We start from the raw sequence: 15,547 nt of genomic DNA on the forward strand, positions 1-15,547 counted from the left end.
CTGGGGGGCATGGCATGGGACGACCTGCCCGGTGACCCCGAGCGGGAGCGGTGGGACCGCCGGGACGAGGCGGCGGCCCAGCTGCGCCTGAGCCGGCACCTGCAGCTGCAGCTGCCGGGGCTGGTCGCGCGCCGGGTGCCCGTCCGCGGGATCACGCCGGGCCCCATCCAGGGCGTCGGTCGGCTGCGGCTGGCCGACTCCACCACCTTCCTCGTCGGCGGCGCGGCCCCGGGCAACCTCGGTCGTGTCCTGCGCGCCCTACACGACCGCCACGCCGTGACCGTCGCCGGCTGGGAGCAGCGTGAGGACGGCCTCCTCCTCACCCTGGCGGGGGTGCCCGGGAGGGAGCCGGTCCGCATCTGGCTCATCGGGCCCGACCAGCCGGACTGACCCCGCCCAGCTCCTGCCGCTCCCCCGTCCGCGCCGCAGCAGCTGCCCGGTCGACCGCCCTGAGCATCGCCTGCGCCTTGGCGCGGGTCTCGGCATACTCCTCCCGCGGGTCTGACAGCGCGGTGACCGCGCCGCCGACGCCGAAGGCGAGGTCCCCGTCCGGCCCCCGGGTGAGCGTCCGGATGACGATGGAGGTGTCCATCGACCCGTCCAGCCCGATCCACCCGATCGTGCCGCTGTAGACCCCGCGTGCCCGCCCCTCGAGGTCGTCGAGGATCTCCATCGTGCGCACCTTGGGCGCCCCCGTCATCGACCCGCCCGGGAAGCAGGCCCGCAGCACGTCCGTCGGCCCCATCCGCGGGGCCAGCGCACCGCGCACCGTGGAGACGAGCTGGTGCACGGTCGCGTAGGTCTCCACCCCGCACAGCTGGGGCACGTGCACGCTGCCCGAGCGGCACACGCGGTGCAGGTCGTTGCGCAGCAGGTCCACGATCATGAGGTTCTCGGCCCGGTCCTTGACCGCGGTCGCGAGGTCCGCGGCGAGCGCGGCGTCCTGCTCGGCGCTGCTCCCGCGCGGGCGGGTGCCCTTGATCGGCCGCGCCTCGACGGTGCCGCTGCCGGCGTCCACCGACACGAAGCGCTCGGGCGAACCGCTGAGGACGCTGAGGCCGGGCGCGCGCAGCCAGGCCCCGTGCGGCACCGGCGACACCTCCCGCAGCGCCCGGTAGAGCACCCCCTCGTCGAGCTCCGGCGCGCTCGTCCGGTATGCCGTGGTGAGACAGATCTCGTAGGACTCACCCCGCGCGATCTGGGCCTGGGCGAGGCGCACCTTGGCGAGATACCCCGCCTCGTCGTCCTGCGGCGTCCAGTCCGGGGCGGCGGCGGGGCACCCGTCCACCCGGTCGAGCGCCGGTGACCCCGACGGCCCGGGTGGCGCCGCCGACGACCGGGACGGCCCCGCCTGTGGCTGTCCGGCCGCCTCGAGGACCGAGGCCACCTCGTCGGCCCACCGCCCCTGCTCCCCGGCGGTCGACGCGTCCTCGACCCACACGGCCCACACCCGGTCGGTGCGGTGGTCGATCACCACCCCACGGTCGACGAGGAGCAACCAGGCGTCCGGCCACGGCGAGCGGTGCGTGCCGGCCGGGTCGGCGCCGGTCTCGGCCTTGACCTCGTAGCCGATCCAGCCGACGAGCCCGGGCCGCCACGGCACCTCCCCGGGCCGCTCGTCCGCGACCTCCAGCGCCCAGGCGTCCAGCTCGGCGTCCACCCGGTCCAGCAGCGGGGCGCCCTCGCCCACCCGGTGGGTCAGCTCTCGGGAGAGCGGCCCCCGCCCGTCGGCGAGGAGCGACCATCCGCTGCCGTCCGAGGAGTCCAGCCAGACCGAGCTCGGCGCGCGGCCGACGAGGTGCTCGTGCAGCTCGGGCACCCGCACTCGGGCCGCGTCCTCGCGCAGCAGCCGGGCGCGCAACCGCACCGGCCGCCCCCCACGACGGTGCTCCTGGGGCCGCAGCGTGTCGCCGACGGCCACCACCGCCCCGCCCGCGTCGGCCGCCACCGGGACGTCGGCCAGCGCCAGGAAGTTCGCCACGAGCCGCTCCCCGTGCTCGGACAGGACGGACTCGGGGTGGAACTGCACGCCCCAGAACGGCCGGCCGGGGTCCGCGAGCGCCATGACGCAGCCGTCGTCGACGGCCCGGGCGGTGACCTGCAGGTCGGAACGCAGCGGCTCGACCACCTCGAGGGAGTGGTAGCGCACGACCCGCAGCGGCGAGGGCAGGCCCGCGAAGAGCCCCCGCCCGTCGTGCTCCACCGGGCTGACGATGCCGTGCCGGGGCACGTCCATCTCCGCCACCGTCTCCCCGGCCACGTGGGCGAGACCCTGGTGCCCCAGACACACCCCCAGCACCGGGACCTCGCGCTGGCCCAGCGCCAGCGCCGACAGACCCAGGTCGCTGTCGACCTGGGGCCGGCCCGGCCCGGGCCCGATGACCACCGCGGCGAACCGCCGGAGGTCCTGCGCGGTGGCCGGGTGGTCGTGCCGCCACAGCACGGGGGCGCGGCCCAGGACGCGGTGCAGCAGGTCGGCCAGGTTGTAGATGAAGCTGTCGAGGTGGTCGATCAGCAGGACCTCGCCCGCCACGCCTCAGCCCCGGGGGCGCAGCCGCACCTGCGGCAGCTCGGGCGCGGGGAGGGAGTCGCCGGGGTAGTCGAACGCGCCGAACCGGCCGTCGGGGTCGTGCCCGAGCTCGTCCTGCCACTGCGTGCGCGCCTGCACGACCTCCTCGTGGGAGCGGCCGATGAAGTTCCACCACATGACGATCTGCTCGCCGAAGGGCGGGCCCCCGAGCAGCAGCACCCGGGCACCGTCCTCCCCTGCGGCGAGCTCGAGCTCGGAGCGACCCGGCGCGAGGTAGCCGAGCTCGGCGCGCTCGAGGGCGGTCTCCCCCATCCGCACCCGTCCGTGGTCGACGAGCACCCCGTGCTCGTGCTCGGGGTCGACCGTGAGACGGACCCGCGCGCCGGGGTCGAGGACGACCTCCGCCCCCAGCAGCGGGGTATACGTCGCGACCGGCGAGCGCGTCTGCTCCCCGTCGACGCCGAGGGCGCCCAGGAAGACGCTGACCCGCCCGCCGTGCACGTCCCGCGGCTGCGGCGCGTGGTGCTGGAAGGCCGGGTCCACCCCGGCGTCGGCGGCCGGCAGCGCCACCCACAGCTGAGCGCCGTGGAGCACCTGCAGGTGGGGCTCGTCGCCAGTGACGGACACCTCGGAGTGACAGACCCCCCGCCCGGCCGTCATGAGGTTGAGCTCGCCAGGACGGACGACCGCGTGCACCCCCGTGGAGTCGCGGTGCTCGATCTCCCCGCTGAACAGCCAGGAGACCGTCTGCAGGGCGGTGTGCGGGTGCGGGGGCACGACCATCCCGCCGGACCGACCCACCTCGTCCGGACCGTAGTGGTCCACGAAGCACCAGGCCCCGATCATGGTCCGTCCGCGGGAGGGGAGGGTGCGGCGCACCCGCATAGCCCGGGGTCCGCCGAGCGGCACCTCGCGGGGGGTCAGGACGGTCACCGCCCCCTCCGGTGCTGGGCCGTCCCCGCACGTCACCTCGTCCGGGCGCGTCTCCAACGAGCTCATCGCCCCATCCTCCCACCGTGAGCAACGTCTCGTCCTCTCCGCGGGCACCAGGGGGCTGCAGCGGAATCCCGTGGCGCGGATGTGTTGTTGACTAGACATATGAGCACTCCTCAGCCGTCCGCCCCGGCGCAGCAGCCGTCCGCCCCCCGTCCCCACCGCGTCCTCGTCATCGGCTCCGGCTTCGGCGGCCTCTTCGCCACCAAGGCGCTCTCCGACCCGGCCGTGCAGGTGCTCATGGTGGCCCGCACCGGCCACCACCTCTTCCAGCCGCTCCTCTACCAGGTCGCGACCGGCATCCTCTCCGAGGGCGTCATCGCCCCGCCGACGCGGGACGTGCTCGCCAGCCAGGACAACGTGACGGTGATGCTGGGCGACGTCAAGAGCATCGACATCGACGAGCGTTCGGTGACCGCGGTCACGGCCGGCGAGGACATGGTCTACGACTACGACAGCCTCATCCTCGCGGCCGGCGCCAACCAGTCGTGGTTCGGCAGCCCGCACTTCGCCGAGTACGCCCCCGGCATGAAGTCGATCGACGACGCCCTGGAGCTGCGCGGGCGCATCTACGGCGCCTTCGAGCTCGCCGAGCTGGCGGCCGCCGCCGGGCGGGAGGACGACGTGCGTCGGCTGCTGACCTTCGTCGTCGTCGGGGCCGGGCCGACGGGCGTGGAGATGGCCGGCCAGCTGGCCGAGCTGAGCAAGCGCACGCTGCGCAAGGAGTTCCGCCACATCGACCCGACGCAGGCGCGGATCATCCTCGTGGACGCCGTGGACCAGGTGCTCGCCCCCTTCGGCGACAGCCTGGCGGCGAAGACCGAGCGCAGCCTCACCGAGATCGGCATCGAGGTGAAGCTCGGCCGCAAGGTGGTCGACGTCGACGAGGGCGGGGTCGTCCTGGAGTCCACCGAGAACGGCAGCCAGGAGCGCATCGAGGCGCAGACCAAGGTGTGGGCCGCCGGCGTCCAGGGCAACCCGCTGGGTCGCAAGGTCGCCGAGCAGGCGGGCGCCGAGCTCGACCGTTCCGGCCGGGTCAAGGTCCTCCCCGACCTCACCCTGCCCGGGCACCCCGAGGTCTTCGTCGTGGGTGACCTCGCCGCCGTGGACGGTGTTCCCGGCGTCGCCCAGGGAGCCATCCAGGGCGGGCGGCACGCGGCGGACCAGATCCTGCGGCGGGTGCGCGGGGAGGAGACCGGCCAGGAGTTCCAGTACTTCGACAAGGGCTCGATGGCCACGATCTCCCGCTTCCGCGCGGTGATGAAGCGCGGCCGGATCGAGCTCACCGGCTACCCCGCCTGGGTCGCCTGGCTGGCGGTGCACCTCTTCTACATCATCGGGTTCAAGAGCCAGCTGGCGACGCTGATGCACTGGGCGGTGAGCTTCGTGGGCCGTGACCGCTCCGAGCGCACGGTCACCGAGCAGCAGGTGTACGCCCGGCTGGCCCTGGAGTACCTCGGCGAGGACTTCCGCAAGCAGCCCAAGCGCTGACTCAGCCCCGCGTCATCGGCAGGTGCGGTATGCCGTCCTCCAGGTAGTCGGGGCCGCTGCGGACGAACCCGAGCCGGGCGTACCAGTCCGCCAGGTGGGCCTGGGCGCCGATCTGGACCGGTCCGTCGCCGAGCCGCCGCAGCCCCTCGCGGACCAGCTGTGCGGCATACCCGCGCCCCCGGTGGTCGCGGTGCGTGGCCACCCTGCCCAGCCGACGCGTGCCGTTGGGGTCGACGAGGGTGCGGACGGTCGCCGCGACCTGCCCGTCGACGTCCATCCACAGGTGCTCCGCCGTGGGCTCGACGTCGCGCCCGTCGATCTCCGGGTAGGGGCACTGCTGCTCGACGACGAAGACGTCCACCCGCAGCCGCAGCAGGTCGTGCAGCGTCCTGACGTCGAGGTCGGCGAACTTGGCGGCGTGGAGGGTGCCCATGCCAGCAGGGTATGCCGACCGCACCGGCCGCCCGGGCTGCGGCCGGGGCGTCCAGCGCCCGGCCGGCAGCGGCTGGGGGCGCCTAGAGTGGGGGCATGAGCCACGCACCGGGCGGTGCCGAGCCGGTGGACGTGCTGCGGCGCATCGCCTTCCTCCTCGAGCGCGAGCGCGCCGAGACCCGCCGGGTGGAGGCCTACCGCAACGCCGCGGCGGTCATCCTGCCGCTGGGCGAGGACGAGGTGCGCCGCCGGGTCGAGGCCGGCACGCTGCGGGACCTGGCCGGCATCGGCCCCTCGACCTCGTCCGTCGTCGAGGCCGTCGTGCGCGGCGAGACACCCGAGAAGCTCACCGACCTCGAGTCGCGGGCCGGCACCCCGCTGGCCACCGGCGGGGAGCCGCTGCGCGAGCTGCTCCGCGGTGACCTGCACAGCCACTCGGACTGGTCCGACGGCGGCAGCCCCATCGAGGAGATGGTGGCCAGCGCGATGGAGCTGGGCCACGACTACCTCGCGCTCACCGACCACTCCCCCCGGCTCACCGTGGCCCGCGGCCTCACGGCCGACCGGTTGCGCCGCCAGCTGCAGGTCGTCGACGCCGTCAACGGGCAGACCGCTCCGGGGTTCACCCTCCTCAAGGCCATCGAGGTGGACATCCTCGACGACGGCGGCCTCGACCAGGACGAGGACCTGCTCGGTGAGCTCGACGTGCGGGTGGCCTCGGTCCACTCCAAGCTCACCATGGCCCGGACGGCGATGACCCGGCGCATGGTCGCCGCGGTCGAGAACCCGCTCACCAGCGTGCTGGGCCATTGCACCGGTCGCCGGGTCATGCCACGTCGCGGGGACCGGGGCGCACGCGGCGGCTCCCGGGCCCGCCCGCCCAGCGACTTCGACGCGGCCGCCGTCTTCGAGGCGTGCGCGCGGACGGGCACCGCGGTGGAGGTCAACTCCCGGCCCGAGCGCCAGGACCCGCCCGGTGCGCTGCTGGATCTCGCCGTGGAGACCGGCTGCCTCTTCGCCGTGTCGACCGACGCGCACGCCCCCGGTCAGCTGGACTTCCTCGACTACGGCTGCGAGCGGGCGGTGCGCCACGGCGTGCCCGCCGACCGGGTGGTCAACACCTGGCCGCTGGAGCGCCTGCTGGAGTGGGCCCGGGACCCCGCGTCGGCGCTCTGAGGCCCAGCCACGCGGACGGCGCCGACCGTTTTGGTCCATCCCTGCGCCATCACGTATGCTCATCGTCGTCCTCAACGGATAGGTCCCCATCGTCTAGTGGCCTAGGACCCCGCCCTTTCACGGCGGTAACACGGGTTCGAATCCCGTTGGGGATGCACCAGGTCTCGACCTGAAATCGAGGCCCCGTGGCGCAGTTGGTTAGCGCGCCGCCCTGTCACGGCGGAGGTCGCGGGTTCGAGTCCCGTCGGGGTCGCAGAGTAGGAGCGGCGTGGTCACCGGAGAGATCCGGGGACCACGCCGGCTCGCTACTTCCGGCCAGGTAGCTCAGTTGGTACGAGCGTTCGACTGAAAATCGAAAGGTCGGCGGTTCGACCCCGCCCCTGGCCACGCGACAAGCCGCGGGTCTGCCCTGATGACACCCGCGGCTTTCGCGTTCCCGGGGGTCGACGAATTTGCGCAGCCGATCATGCCTGTGGTGAAGTTAGGTCAACCTAAGTCGGACCGCTCCTCGAGGAGACCACCCCCATGATCCGCGTGACCCGTCTCGCCCTCGTCGGCGCCCTGCTCCCGTTGACGCTCGCCGCCTGTGGCCCGACGGACGAGCAGGCTCCCGCCTCCGACGACACCACCACTGACGCCGCTGCCGACAGCACCGGCGAGGAGCCCGCCGCCTCGAGCGACGGCACCCTCACGCTCTACTCCGGCCGCAACGAGGAGCTCGTCCAGCCGGTGCTGGACGCCTTCACCAGCGAGACCGGCATCGAGGTGGAGGTCCGGTATGCTGACACCGCCGCGATGGCGGCCCAGCTCCTGGAGGAGGGCGAGAACTCCCCCGCCGACGCCTTCCTCGCCCAGGACGCCGGCGCCCTCGGTGCCGTCTCCGAGGAGGGACTGCTCGAGGAGCTGCCGCAGGAGACCCTCGACCTGGTCGCGGACACCTACCGCTCGGCGGACGGCACGTGGGTCGGGCTCACCGGGCGCTCCCGGGTCCTGGCCTACAACACCGAGGCCGTGCCCGAGGACGAGCTGCCCGCGTCGGTCCAGGACCTCACCGGCCCGGACTGGACCGGCCGCGTCGGCGTGGCCCCGACGAACGCCAGCTTCCAGTCCTTCGTCACCGCGATGCGCGTGCTCGAGGGGGAGGACACCGCGGCCACCTGGCTCGAGGACCTCGCCGCCAACGACCCGCAGATCCGGGAGCGCAACGGCGAGATCGTCGCCGACGTCGACTCCGGCGCGATCGACGTGGGCCTGGTCAACCACTACTACGTCTACGAGCTGGCCGCCGAGCAGGGCGTTCCTCCCGAGGAGCTGGACGTCGCCCTGCACTTCTTCCCGGACGGCGACACCGGTGCCCTGGTCAACATCTCCGGCCTCGGCCTCGTGGGGGAGCAGCCGGACGGCGACGCGCAGGCGCTCGTCGACTACCTGCTCTCCGACGCCGGGCAGACCTACTTCGTCGAGCAGACCTCGGAGTACCCCATGATCGAGGGCCTCGACGGTCCGGCCGGTCTTCCTGCGCTCGAGGAGCTCGAGACCCCCGACATCGATCTCAACGACCTCGAGGACCTCCAGACGACGATCGGGATGATCACCGAGGCGGGCCTGCTCTGACCGGCAGCCGGGCTCACCCCGCGCTCACCGCCGTGGCCCTCGCGGCCACGGCGGTCGCGCTGCTCCCGCTCGGCTACCTGCTGCTGCGCACCGCGGAGGGGGGCCTCCCCGCCTGGTGGGCGACGGTCGCCACCGAGCGGGTGGCCCGGCTCGCCACCACCTCGCTCCTGCTCGCCGTGGTCGTCACGCTGGCCTGTCTGGTCATCGGGGTCGGCAGCGCCTGGCTCGTGACCCGGTCGAACGCCCCCGGCCGCGCCCCGCTCGCGGTGCTGCTGGCGCTGCCGCTGGCCGTCCCCAGCTATGTGGCCGCCTTCACCTGGGTGTCGGTGTCCGACCTGTGGTCCGCCGACCCCGGCGCCCGGTTCGAGGGCTTCGGCGCCGCGGCCCTGGTGCTCACCCTCTACACCTACCCCTACGTCTACCTCCCGGTCGCCGCCGCGCTGGCCCGGGTCGACCCCAGCCAGGAGGAGGTGGCACGGTCGTTGGGCTACGGCCCCTGGCGCACCCTGACCACCGTCACCCTCCCCCAGGTCCGCCCCGCGATCGCCGGCGGCGGCCTGCTCGCCGCGCTCTACGTCCTCGCCGACTTCGGGGCCGTCTCGATCCTGCGCCTCGACACCTTCACCCGCGCCATCTTCACCGCGCTCAGCTCGGGCTTCAACCGCTCCCTGGCGCTGACCCTGGCCACCGTCCTGGTGCTGCTGACCCTGGCCATCCTCGGGGCCGAGGGCCGCACCCGGCGGGCCGGCGCCCGCTTCTCCACGGCCGCGGTGAGCCGCCCCGCGCCGGCCCTGGACCTCGGCCCCTGGCGCCTCGTCGGCACCGGAGCCCTCGCCCTGGTCGTCCTCACCGCCCTCGGCGTCCCGGCCCTCTCGCTGGCCCGCTGGATCGCCGCCGGCTCCTCCGCCGGCCAGGCCTGGGACCGGATCGGCGGCGCCGCGTGGGGCTCGCTCAGCGCCTCGCTGCTCGGGGCGCTGCTCACCGTCGCCCTCGCGCTGCCGGTGGGACTCCTGGCCGCCCGCCACCCGGGGCGCCTGAGCGCCCTGCTGGAGCGGGCGGCATACCTCGCCCACGCCCTGCCCGGGGTCGTCGTCGGGCTCTCCCTCGTCTTCTTCGGCGTGACCGTGGCGCTGCCGCTCTACCAGACCACGTGGCTGCTCGCGCTGGCCTACGCCTCCCTCTTCCTGCCGCTCGCGGTCGCCTCCGTGGCCTCGGCCGCCGCGCAGGCGCCGGTGTCGCTGGAGGAGGCGGCGCAGTCCCTGGGCACCTCTCCCGCCCGCGTCTTCAGCAGGGTCACCCTGCCGCTCACCCTGCCCGGGATCGGGGCAGGCGCCGCGCTCGTCTTCCTCACCGCGATGAAGGAGCTGCCTGCCACGCTGCTGCTGCGCCCCACCGGGATGGAGACGCTCGCGACCCGCCTGTGGAGCGCGACCGGGATCGGCCGGTATGCCGAGGCCGCCCCCTACGCCTTGCTTCTCGTCGCACTGGCCGCCGTCCCCACCTGGGTGGTGGTCCGCCGGACCGGCATCGTGCCCGCCGGCGCCACCCGTCGGCGCCCCAAGCGGGCGGCCCACCGCCCGGCCGACCCGGCTGCCGTGGAGCCGGTCGTGTCACCATGATCTCGACCCCCCTCGCGTGCCCGCCGCCGACCAGGAAGGACCGTCGATGCCCGTGACCACGGACGCCCCGCGGGCCACCCGCACCTCGGTCGGCACGCACGCCGTCGAGGTGATCGGCGTCGGCAAGTCCTTCGGCCCGGTCCGGGCGCTGGACCACGTGGACCTGCACCTCGACGACGGGGGGTTCCTCGCCGTCCTCGGGCCGTCGGGGTGCGGCAAGACCACCCTGCTGCGCTGCCTGGCCGGCTTCGAGCGCATCGACGAGGGCCGTCTCGCCGTGCACGGCCGCGCGGTGGCGCTGCCCGGCATCCACCTGCCCCCGCACCGCCGCCAGGTCGCCGTCGTGCCGCAGGAGGGCGCGCTCTTCCCGCACCTCTCGGTCGCCGACAACGTCGGCTTCGGCCTGCCCCGGCGCTCCCCCCGGGCGCAGCGGTCCCGGCGCGTGGAGGAGTGCCTCGAGCTCGTCGGGCTGGCCGGGCTCGGGCGGCGCATGCCGCACGAGCTCTCCGGCGGCCAGCAGCAGCGGGTCGCCCTCGCCCGGGCGCTCGCACCGCGTCCGCCGCTGGTGCTGCTGGACGAGCCGTTCAGCGCCCTCGACGCCTCGCTGCGGGTGGAGCTGCGCCGCGACGTGCGCGACGCGCTGCACGCGGACGGCGCGACGGCGATCCTCGTGACCCACGACCAGGGCGAGGCGTTGTCGATGGCCGACCAGGTCGCGGTGATGCGTGACGGGAGGGTCCACCAGGTCGCCCCTCCCGAGGAGGTCTACGCCGCCCCGGTCGACGCCTGGGTCGCCTCCTTCGTCGGGGAGGCCGACCTCTTCCCCGTGCCCGGGACGGACGCCGAGGGTCTCGTCGACACCCCGCTGGGCCGGGTCGAGGTCACCGGCGGCGCCGACGACGCCACGCACGTCCTCGTCCGCCCCGAGCAGGTCGTCCTGGACGGGCACGGCATACCTGCCCAGGTCCGGACCGTCGACTTCCACGGGCACGACGCCCTGGTCACCCTCGCCCTCGACGACGGCACCCTCGTGCGCTCGCGCAGCGGCGCCCACCCGCCGGCCGTGGGCGCGCGCGTGGGTCTGCGCGTCCAGGGGGCGTGCCGTGCCGTCCCCGGGGGCCTGCCCGGCCCCTCACCCGCCCCCCGCCCCGCGCGGTGAGCAGCACCCCACCGGTCAGCCGTTCCCCGCAACGGGTCGGGCGGCTCAAGGCGCTGGCCACCTCCCCGCGCGCGCTTCGGCTCGGCATGAACCTCTGGCCCCCGTTCCTCGGCTCCGGCATCCGGGTCGTGCGGATGGACGCGGACCTCCGGCACGTCCGGGTGCGCCTCCGGCACACCCCGCTCACCACCAACTACGTGGGGACGCTCTTCGGCGGCTCGCTCTTCGCGATGACCGACCCGTTCTGGATGCTCATGGTGCTGCGGGACTGGGCCCGGGGTATGTCGTGTGGGACCAGGCCGCGGAGATCACCTTCGTGGCCCCCGGCCGCGGTGCCGCGAGCGTGAGCTTCACGCTCGAGGAGCAGGTGCTGGACGAGCTGCGGGCGGCTGCGGCCGACGGGGCGCCGGTCCGGCGCTGGTTCTCCACCGACGTCGTGACCGACGACGGCACGGTGCTGGCCCGGGTGCGCAAGCAGCTCTACGTCCGCCGGACCTGACCGCGCGTCCGGGTGGGGCGTCTACCGTGCGTCCGGGGCGGCGGGGTGGCCCAGGGCGTGCCGGACGAGGGCGTGCAGCGCCCGCAGCCCGTCCCGGGACAGGACCGACTCGGCGTGGCCCTGGATCGTGGCCACCCGGTCCCCGCGCAGCCCGACGACCGCGTCGTCCGGCTCGTGCACCGCCACCTCGAGCGGGCGCCCCAGCAGGCTCGCCGGACCGGGCCGGGCGACGAAGGTGTTGTAGAAGCCGATCCGGTGCACCTCCCCCCACAGGTCGACCGGCAGCTGGACCCCCTGGTTCGGGGAGGGCAGCTTGGTGATCCCCAGACCCGCCATCGCGGCGAGCACCTGGTGCGACAGACAGACCGCCAGCACCGGCAGCTCCGCCTCGACCCGGGCCGCGATGAGCTGGCGCAGCCGCACGATCCGCAGGTCCGCGGTGTCGGTCGGGTCACCCGGCCCGGGACCGTAGAGCACCAGGTCGACGCCCTCGCCCCCATCCACGGCATCCCGCCGGGCGGTGACGTCCGCCTGGGTGACGTCCTCCCAGCGCCGCACCTCGGGCACCATGCCCAGGTGGCGCACCATGTGGGCGAGCATCTGGGTCCAGGTGTCCTCGGCGTCCACCACGAGGACGCGGCGCCCCAGCAGGTCGGGGTCGGGGCGCGCCCCCTGGGGGCTGAGCCAGAAGGGTGCGAGGGTGTCGTTGCGGGCGGTGAGGTCCTCGGCGACCCCGGGCAGCGAGCCGAGGTCCACGGCATACCCGAGGTGGCGGCGCGGCCGCAGCCCCAGCGCGGCCAGGACCCCGCGCGCCTTGGCGGAGGTCTCGGCGCACTCGGACACCGGGTCGCTGTGCCGCACCAGCGTCGCGCCCGCGCTGACCGACACGGTGCCGTCGCCGCGGACGTGCGCCGTGCGGATGAGGATGGGTGCGTCCAGCGTCTCCCCGCCCTCGTCGTCCTCCTCGAGCAGGGCGAGCACCCCGGAGTAGTAGCCGCGGCCGCTCGGCTCGTGCCGGGCGATGACGGTGCAGGCGTTCTCCATCGGGGAGCCAGTGACGGTGGGCGCGAACATCGTCGTGCGGAGCACGTCCCTGACGTCACGGTCGCTGCGCCCGTCGAGGAGGTACTCGGTGTGCGTGAGGTGGGCCATCTGCTTGAGGTACGGCCCGGTGATCCGCCCGCCGTCCGAGCAGATCTGGGCCATCATCTTCATCTCCTCGTCGACCACCATGAAGAGCTCCTCGGTCTCCTTGGTGTCCTTGACGAAGGCCCGGAACTCGGGCTCCACCTCCGCCTCGTCGACGGGGTGGCGGAAGGTGCCGGAGATGGGGTTCATCCAGACCCGTCCGTCCCGGACGCTGACGTGCCGCTCCGGCGTCGCCCCCACGAGGGTGTGCCCGGGGGTGTGGACGGCGAAGGTCCAGTAGGCACCGCGCTCGTCGACGAGCAGGGACCGCAGCCAGGTGAGCGCGGCCACGGCGTGGTCGCCCTCGCAGTGCGCCAGGACGTCGCGGCGGATGACGAAGTTGGCCCCCTCACCCTCACCGATCTCCTCCTCGACGACCCGTCCGACGGTCTGGGCGTAGTCGGCGTCCTCGACGCTGAAGCGCTCCCCGGTCAGCTGCACCGGCCGCTCGGGCAGGGCCGCCACCAGCTCCTGCAGCCCGACGCGCGCGGTGCGGGTCGGTCGCAGGACACGCAGCGGCGTGTCGTCCTGACGGGCGTCGAAACCCCGCTCGGCGATCTGCCGGAACGGCACCAGCGCGAGGACCGGCGCCCCGCCCCGGGGCCGCGGGATCTGGGCCAGCAGCTCGAGGTCGGTCACCTCGCCGACCAGGATCTCGGCCTCGTCCTGACCCTCGCGCCACAGGATCGCCCACGCCTGCCCGGAGGGGTCGGCGAGGATCTCGTCCAGCAGGCGTGAGGGCATGGGCCGAAGTCTGTCATGCACCGCAGGGCGCACCGCGTCCGGCGACGTGGTCCAGGCGCCGACGCGGTCGAGGCGCCGACGACCACCCGTCGGCCGTCACGGCAATTTGGTGAGGGTAACCTTGCCTAATACGCGTCTGAAGGAGACCCATGTACGGCACGGTCGTGCGCACCGAGCAGCTCACCCCCCACCTGGTCCGCGTCGTCCTCGGCGGCGAGGGACTCGACGACTTCGCCGAGCCCACCTTCGCGGACTCCTACGTCAACATGTTCTTCCTGCCCCCCGGGGCGGGCTACCAGCCGCCGTTCGACACCGAGGCGGTCCGCGACCTGCCGCGGGAGCGGCGCCCCTACCCGCGCCGCATCAGCGTCCGCTCCTGGGACCCGCGCCGGCGCGAGCTCACCGTGGACATCGCGGTGCACGGCGAGGTGGGGTATGCCGGCCGCTGGGCCCGGCACACCGCTCCGGGCGACCGGGTCCAGCTGCGCGGACCGGCGGGGGACTTCTCGCCGCCGCCCTCGGCCGAGGCATACCTCTTGGTCGGTGACGAGAGCGCGCTGCCGGCGGTCGCGGCCTGCCTCGAGTCCGTCCCCGCCGGCCGTCCGGCCCTGGCCCTCGTCGAGGTCGACGGGCCCGACGAGGAGCTGGCCCTGGACTCGCCGGGCGACCTGCGCGTCGTCTACGTCCACCGCGACGGGCACCCGGACCCCAGCCGCCTGCTCGCCGACGCCCTCGCCGCGGCCCCCCTCCCCCCGGGGCGGCTCAGCGCCTTCGTCCACGGCGAGGCCGAGTCGATCCGGGCGGTCCGACGTCACCTGCTCGAGCGCGCGCTCGTCGACCCGGCGCTGCTCTCCTGCTCGCCCTACTGGCGCCGAGGCTCCACGGACGAGGAGTGGCGCTCGGTCAAGGCGGACTGGGTGCGCGCCATGCAGGCGGACACCCCCTGACCTCGGGTCGTCCCGGAGCATCCGTCGGCGCGTCACCGGGCCGACACCTGGGCGACACCTCCGGGTGCCAGGCTCGCGGTATGTCCGTGACCGCACCCGCCGCCGTGACGGCCGTCGTCGACGAGCTCGTGACGGTCTTCGAGGGGGTCTTCACCAGGGCGGAGGTCGCCTTCGTGGTCGAGGACAGCTGGCAGGACCTGCAGTCGCACTCGCGCACCCCGCACTTCCTCACCGCCCTGCTGCGCAAGGACGCCCGGGACCGGCTCACGCAGATGGCGCACTACCGCGGGCTGCGCTGAGCCGCGTCACCCGTTCGACGGCCAGCGTCCGCCCGCCCGTCACCCGCACGTCATGCCCCGGTCCCGGCAGCAGTGCTTGGCTGGCCCCATGGCGCACGCAGACCCGCAGGAGATCGACATGCTCCACCGTGCCCTCGTGGGCAAGTAGGACGGCACCCTGTCCTCGCAGGACGTCGGCGACGCGATCGACCGGGCGCGGGCGGAGCTGGAGCAGGAGGCCCGCATCGACGAGTTCCTCACCGTCTTCGTCCAGCGCCGGGCCGAGGAGCTGCTCGCCGAGCAGGCCCGCGAGCGCGGCATCGACCTCGCCCACGTCACCCAGGTGCTCTTCGTCGACGACGCCAACACCGGCCGCAGCCACGTCGCCGCCGTCATCGCCAACGGCCGCGGCGAGGGCCTGATCCGGGCACGGTCCGGGGGTGTCGTCCCCGGCGAGCAGATCCGGCCCGAGATCCAGGAGCTGCTCCGGGACCGGGGGTTCGACCCGGACGAGTTCACCGTGACCCCCATGACCGGCAAGCTCGTGCTCACCTCCGACGTCGTCGTCACGATGGGCCTCAGCGACGAGGAGAAGGTGCAGATGCCGACCCACGGGCTGCACCAGGTCGACTGGGACGACCTCACCTCGCTCGAGGGGCGCTCGGACCTCGACGTCGCCTTCGGCGAGATCGAGGCCCGGGTGTCCGAGCTGGTCGACGCGCTCCTGGAGAAGGAGAAGGACCTGGCCGAGCGCGAGGCCGACCCGGAGGTCGAGGAGGAGCTGCGCCGGGTCATCGGGGAGCTGCACGACCCCGAGCGCGGCTGAGCGCAGCCACGCACCGACGGCCGACGCACCTACGGCTGGCCCCGGTGCGTC

At 74.2% G+C, this 15,547-nt stretch carries 16 protein-coding genes and 3 tRNA genes; 14 read left to right on the forward strand and 5 right to left on the reverse strand.

The features are described 5' to 3' along the window. The first annotated feature begins 9 nt into the window (after positions 1–9). Positions 10–390 carry a hypothetical protein gene (locus tag AVL62_RS02080; RefSeq protein WP_058890032.1) on the forward strand — a complete coding sequence of 127 codons (381 nt, stop codon included), beginning with the start codon at positions 10–12 and terminating at the stop codon, positions 388–390. On the opposite strand, the gene AVL62_RS02085 is transcribed toward AVL62_RS02080, so the two are convergent. After that, complete coding sequence (locus AVL62_RS02085; RefSeq protein WP_058890033.1) at positions 365–2,533, reverse strand: chorismate-binding protein; 2,169 nt, start codon at positions 2,531–2,533, stop codon at positions 365–367. The genes AVL62_RS02080 and AVL62_RS02085 overlap by 26 nt on opposite strands. 3 nt (positions 2,534–2,536) lie before the next feature. Further along, on the reverse strand, positions 2,537–3,529 hold the full coding sequence (locus tag AVL62_RS02090; RefSeq protein WP_058890034.1) for a pirin family protein: 993 nt from the start codon (positions 3,527–3,529) through the stop codon (positions 2,537–2,539). Positions 3,530–3,628: 99 nt separating this feature from the next. Here AVL62_RS02090 and AVL62_RS02095 point away from each other — a divergent pair, with 99 nt between their 5' ends. Then, on the forward strand, positions 3,629–5,014 hold the full coding sequence (locus AVL62_RS02095) for an NAD(P)/FAD-dependent oxidoreductase (RefSeq protein ID WP_058890035.1): 1,386 nt from the start codon (positions 3,629–3,631) through the stop codon (positions 5,012–5,014). Between the two features lies 1 nt (position 5,015). On the opposite strand, the gene AVL62_RS02100 is transcribed toward AVL62_RS02095, so the two are convergent. Further along, positions 5,016–5,447, reverse strand: coding sequence for a GNAT family N-acetyltransferase (locus tag AVL62_RS02100; protein WP_058890036.1), 432 nt, complete (start codon positions 5,445–5,447; stop codon positions 5,016–5,018). A gap of 95 nt (positions 5,448–5,542) precedes the next feature. Here AVL62_RS02100 and AVL62_RS02105 point away from each other — a divergent pair, with 95 nt between their 5' ends. The 9 genes from AVL62_RS02105 to AVL62_RS17705 all read left to right on the forward strand — a co-directional run bounded on the left by AVL62_RS02105 (position 5,543) and on the right by AVL62_RS17705 (position 11,513). Further along, a complete protein-coding gene (locus AVL62_RS02105; RefSeq protein WP_058890037.1) occupies positions 5,543–6,622 on the forward strand; it encodes a PHP domain-containing protein in 1,080 nt (359 codons plus the stop codon). An 82-nt stretch (positions 6,623–6,704) separates the two neighbouring features. Next, positions 6,705–6,777: transfer RNA gene (locus tag AVL62_RS02110), tRNA-Glu, on the forward strand. A gap of 24 nt (positions 6,778–6,801) precedes the next feature. Further along, a tRNA-Asp gene (locus AVL62_RS02115) sits at positions 6,802–6,875 on the forward strand. Positions 6,876–6,935: 60 nt separating this feature from the next. After that, a tRNA-Phe gene (locus AVL62_RS02120) sits at positions 6,936–7,009 on the forward strand. Between the two features lie 138 nt (positions 7,010–7,147). After that, the gene (locus AVL62_RS02125; protein WP_058890038.1) at positions 7,148–8,236 is read left to right on the forward strand and encodes an iron ABC transporter substrate-binding protein; all 1,089 of its coding nucleotides are present in this window, start codon (positions 7,148–7,150) and stop codon (positions 8,234–8,236) included. Positions 8,237–8,268: 32 nt separating this feature from the next. After that, a complete protein-coding gene (locus AVL62_RS02130; RefSeq protein WP_058890039.1) occupies positions 8,269–9,855 on the forward strand; it encodes an ABC transporter permease in 1,587 nt (528 codons plus the stop codon). Between the two features lie 46 nt (positions 9,856–9,901). Beyond that, positions 9,902–11,014 (forward strand): ABC transporter ATP-binding protein, encoded by a 1,113-nt coding sequence (locus AVL62_RS02135; protein ID WP_058890040.1) that lies wholly within the window; start codon positions 9,902–9,904, stop codon positions 11,012–11,014. After that, on the forward strand, positions 11,011–11,361 hold the full coding sequence (locus tag AVL62_RS17700; protein WP_235585464.1) for a DUF4442 domain-containing protein: 351 nt from the start codon (positions 11,011–11,013) through the stop codon (positions 11,359–11,361). Before AVL62_RS02135 ends, AVL62_RS17700 begins: the two co-directional genes overlap by 4 nt. Then, on the forward strand, positions 11,358–11,513 hold the full coding sequence (locus AVL62_RS17705) for a hypothetical protein (RefSeq protein WP_235585465.1): 156 nt from the start codon (positions 11,358–11,360) through the stop codon (positions 11,511–11,513). The genes AVL62_RS17700 and AVL62_RS17705 overlap by 4 nt, the downstream gene beginning before the upstream one ends. A gap of 21 nt (positions 11,514–11,534) precedes the next feature. Here AVL62_RS17705 and AVL62_RS02145 read toward each other — a convergent pair whose 3' ends face one another. Next, the gene (locus tag AVL62_RS02145) at positions 11,535–13,445 is read right to left on the reverse strand and encodes a chorismate-binding protein (RefSeq protein ID WP_058890041.1); all 1,911 of its coding nucleotides are present in this window, start codon (positions 13,443–13,445) and stop codon (positions 11,535–11,537) included. A 149-nt stretch (positions 13,446–13,594) separates the two neighbouring features. On the opposite strand from AVL62_RS02145, the gene AVL62_RS02150 reads away from it, so the two are divergent. Further along, positions 13,595–14,392: a siderophore-interacting protein gene (locus AVL62_RS02150; RefSeq protein ID WP_058890042.1), complete on the forward strand. Its 798-nt coding sequence runs from the start codon at positions 13,595–13,597 to the stop codon at positions 14,390–14,392. An 80-nt stretch (positions 14,393–14,472) separates the two neighbouring features. Then, positions 14,473–14,691, forward strand: coding sequence for a three-helix bundle dimerization domain-containing protein (locus AVL62_RS02155; protein ID WP_058890043.1), 219 nt, complete (start codon positions 14,473–14,475; stop codon positions 14,689–14,691). On the opposite strand, the gene AVL62_RS16820 is transcribed toward AVL62_RS02155, so the two are convergent. Further along, on the reverse strand, positions 14,657–15,004 hold the full coding sequence (locus AVL62_RS16820) for a hypothetical protein (RefSeq protein ID WP_153011606.1): 348 nt from the start codon (positions 15,002–15,004) through the stop codon (positions 14,657–14,659). The genes AVL62_RS02155 and AVL62_RS16820 overlap by 35 nt on opposite strands. On the opposite strand from AVL62_RS16820, the gene AVL62_RS02160 reads away from it, so the two are divergent. Further along, positions 14,897–15,496 (forward strand): low molecular weight phosphatase family protein, encoded by a 600-nt coding sequence (locus AVL62_RS02160; protein WP_419177479.1) that lies wholly within the window; start codon positions 14,897–14,899, stop codon positions 15,494–15,496. The two genes, AVL62_RS16820 and AVL62_RS02160, sit on opposite strands and share 108 nt — an antisense overlap. Positions 15,497–15,547 lie beyond the last annotated feature (51 nt).

The sequence above is a fragment of the Serinicoccus chungangensis genome, from assembly GCF_001483745.1.
GTDB lineage: Bacteria > Actinomycetota > Actinomycetes > Actinomycetales > Dermatophilaceae > Ornithinicoccus > Ornithinicoccus chungangensis_A.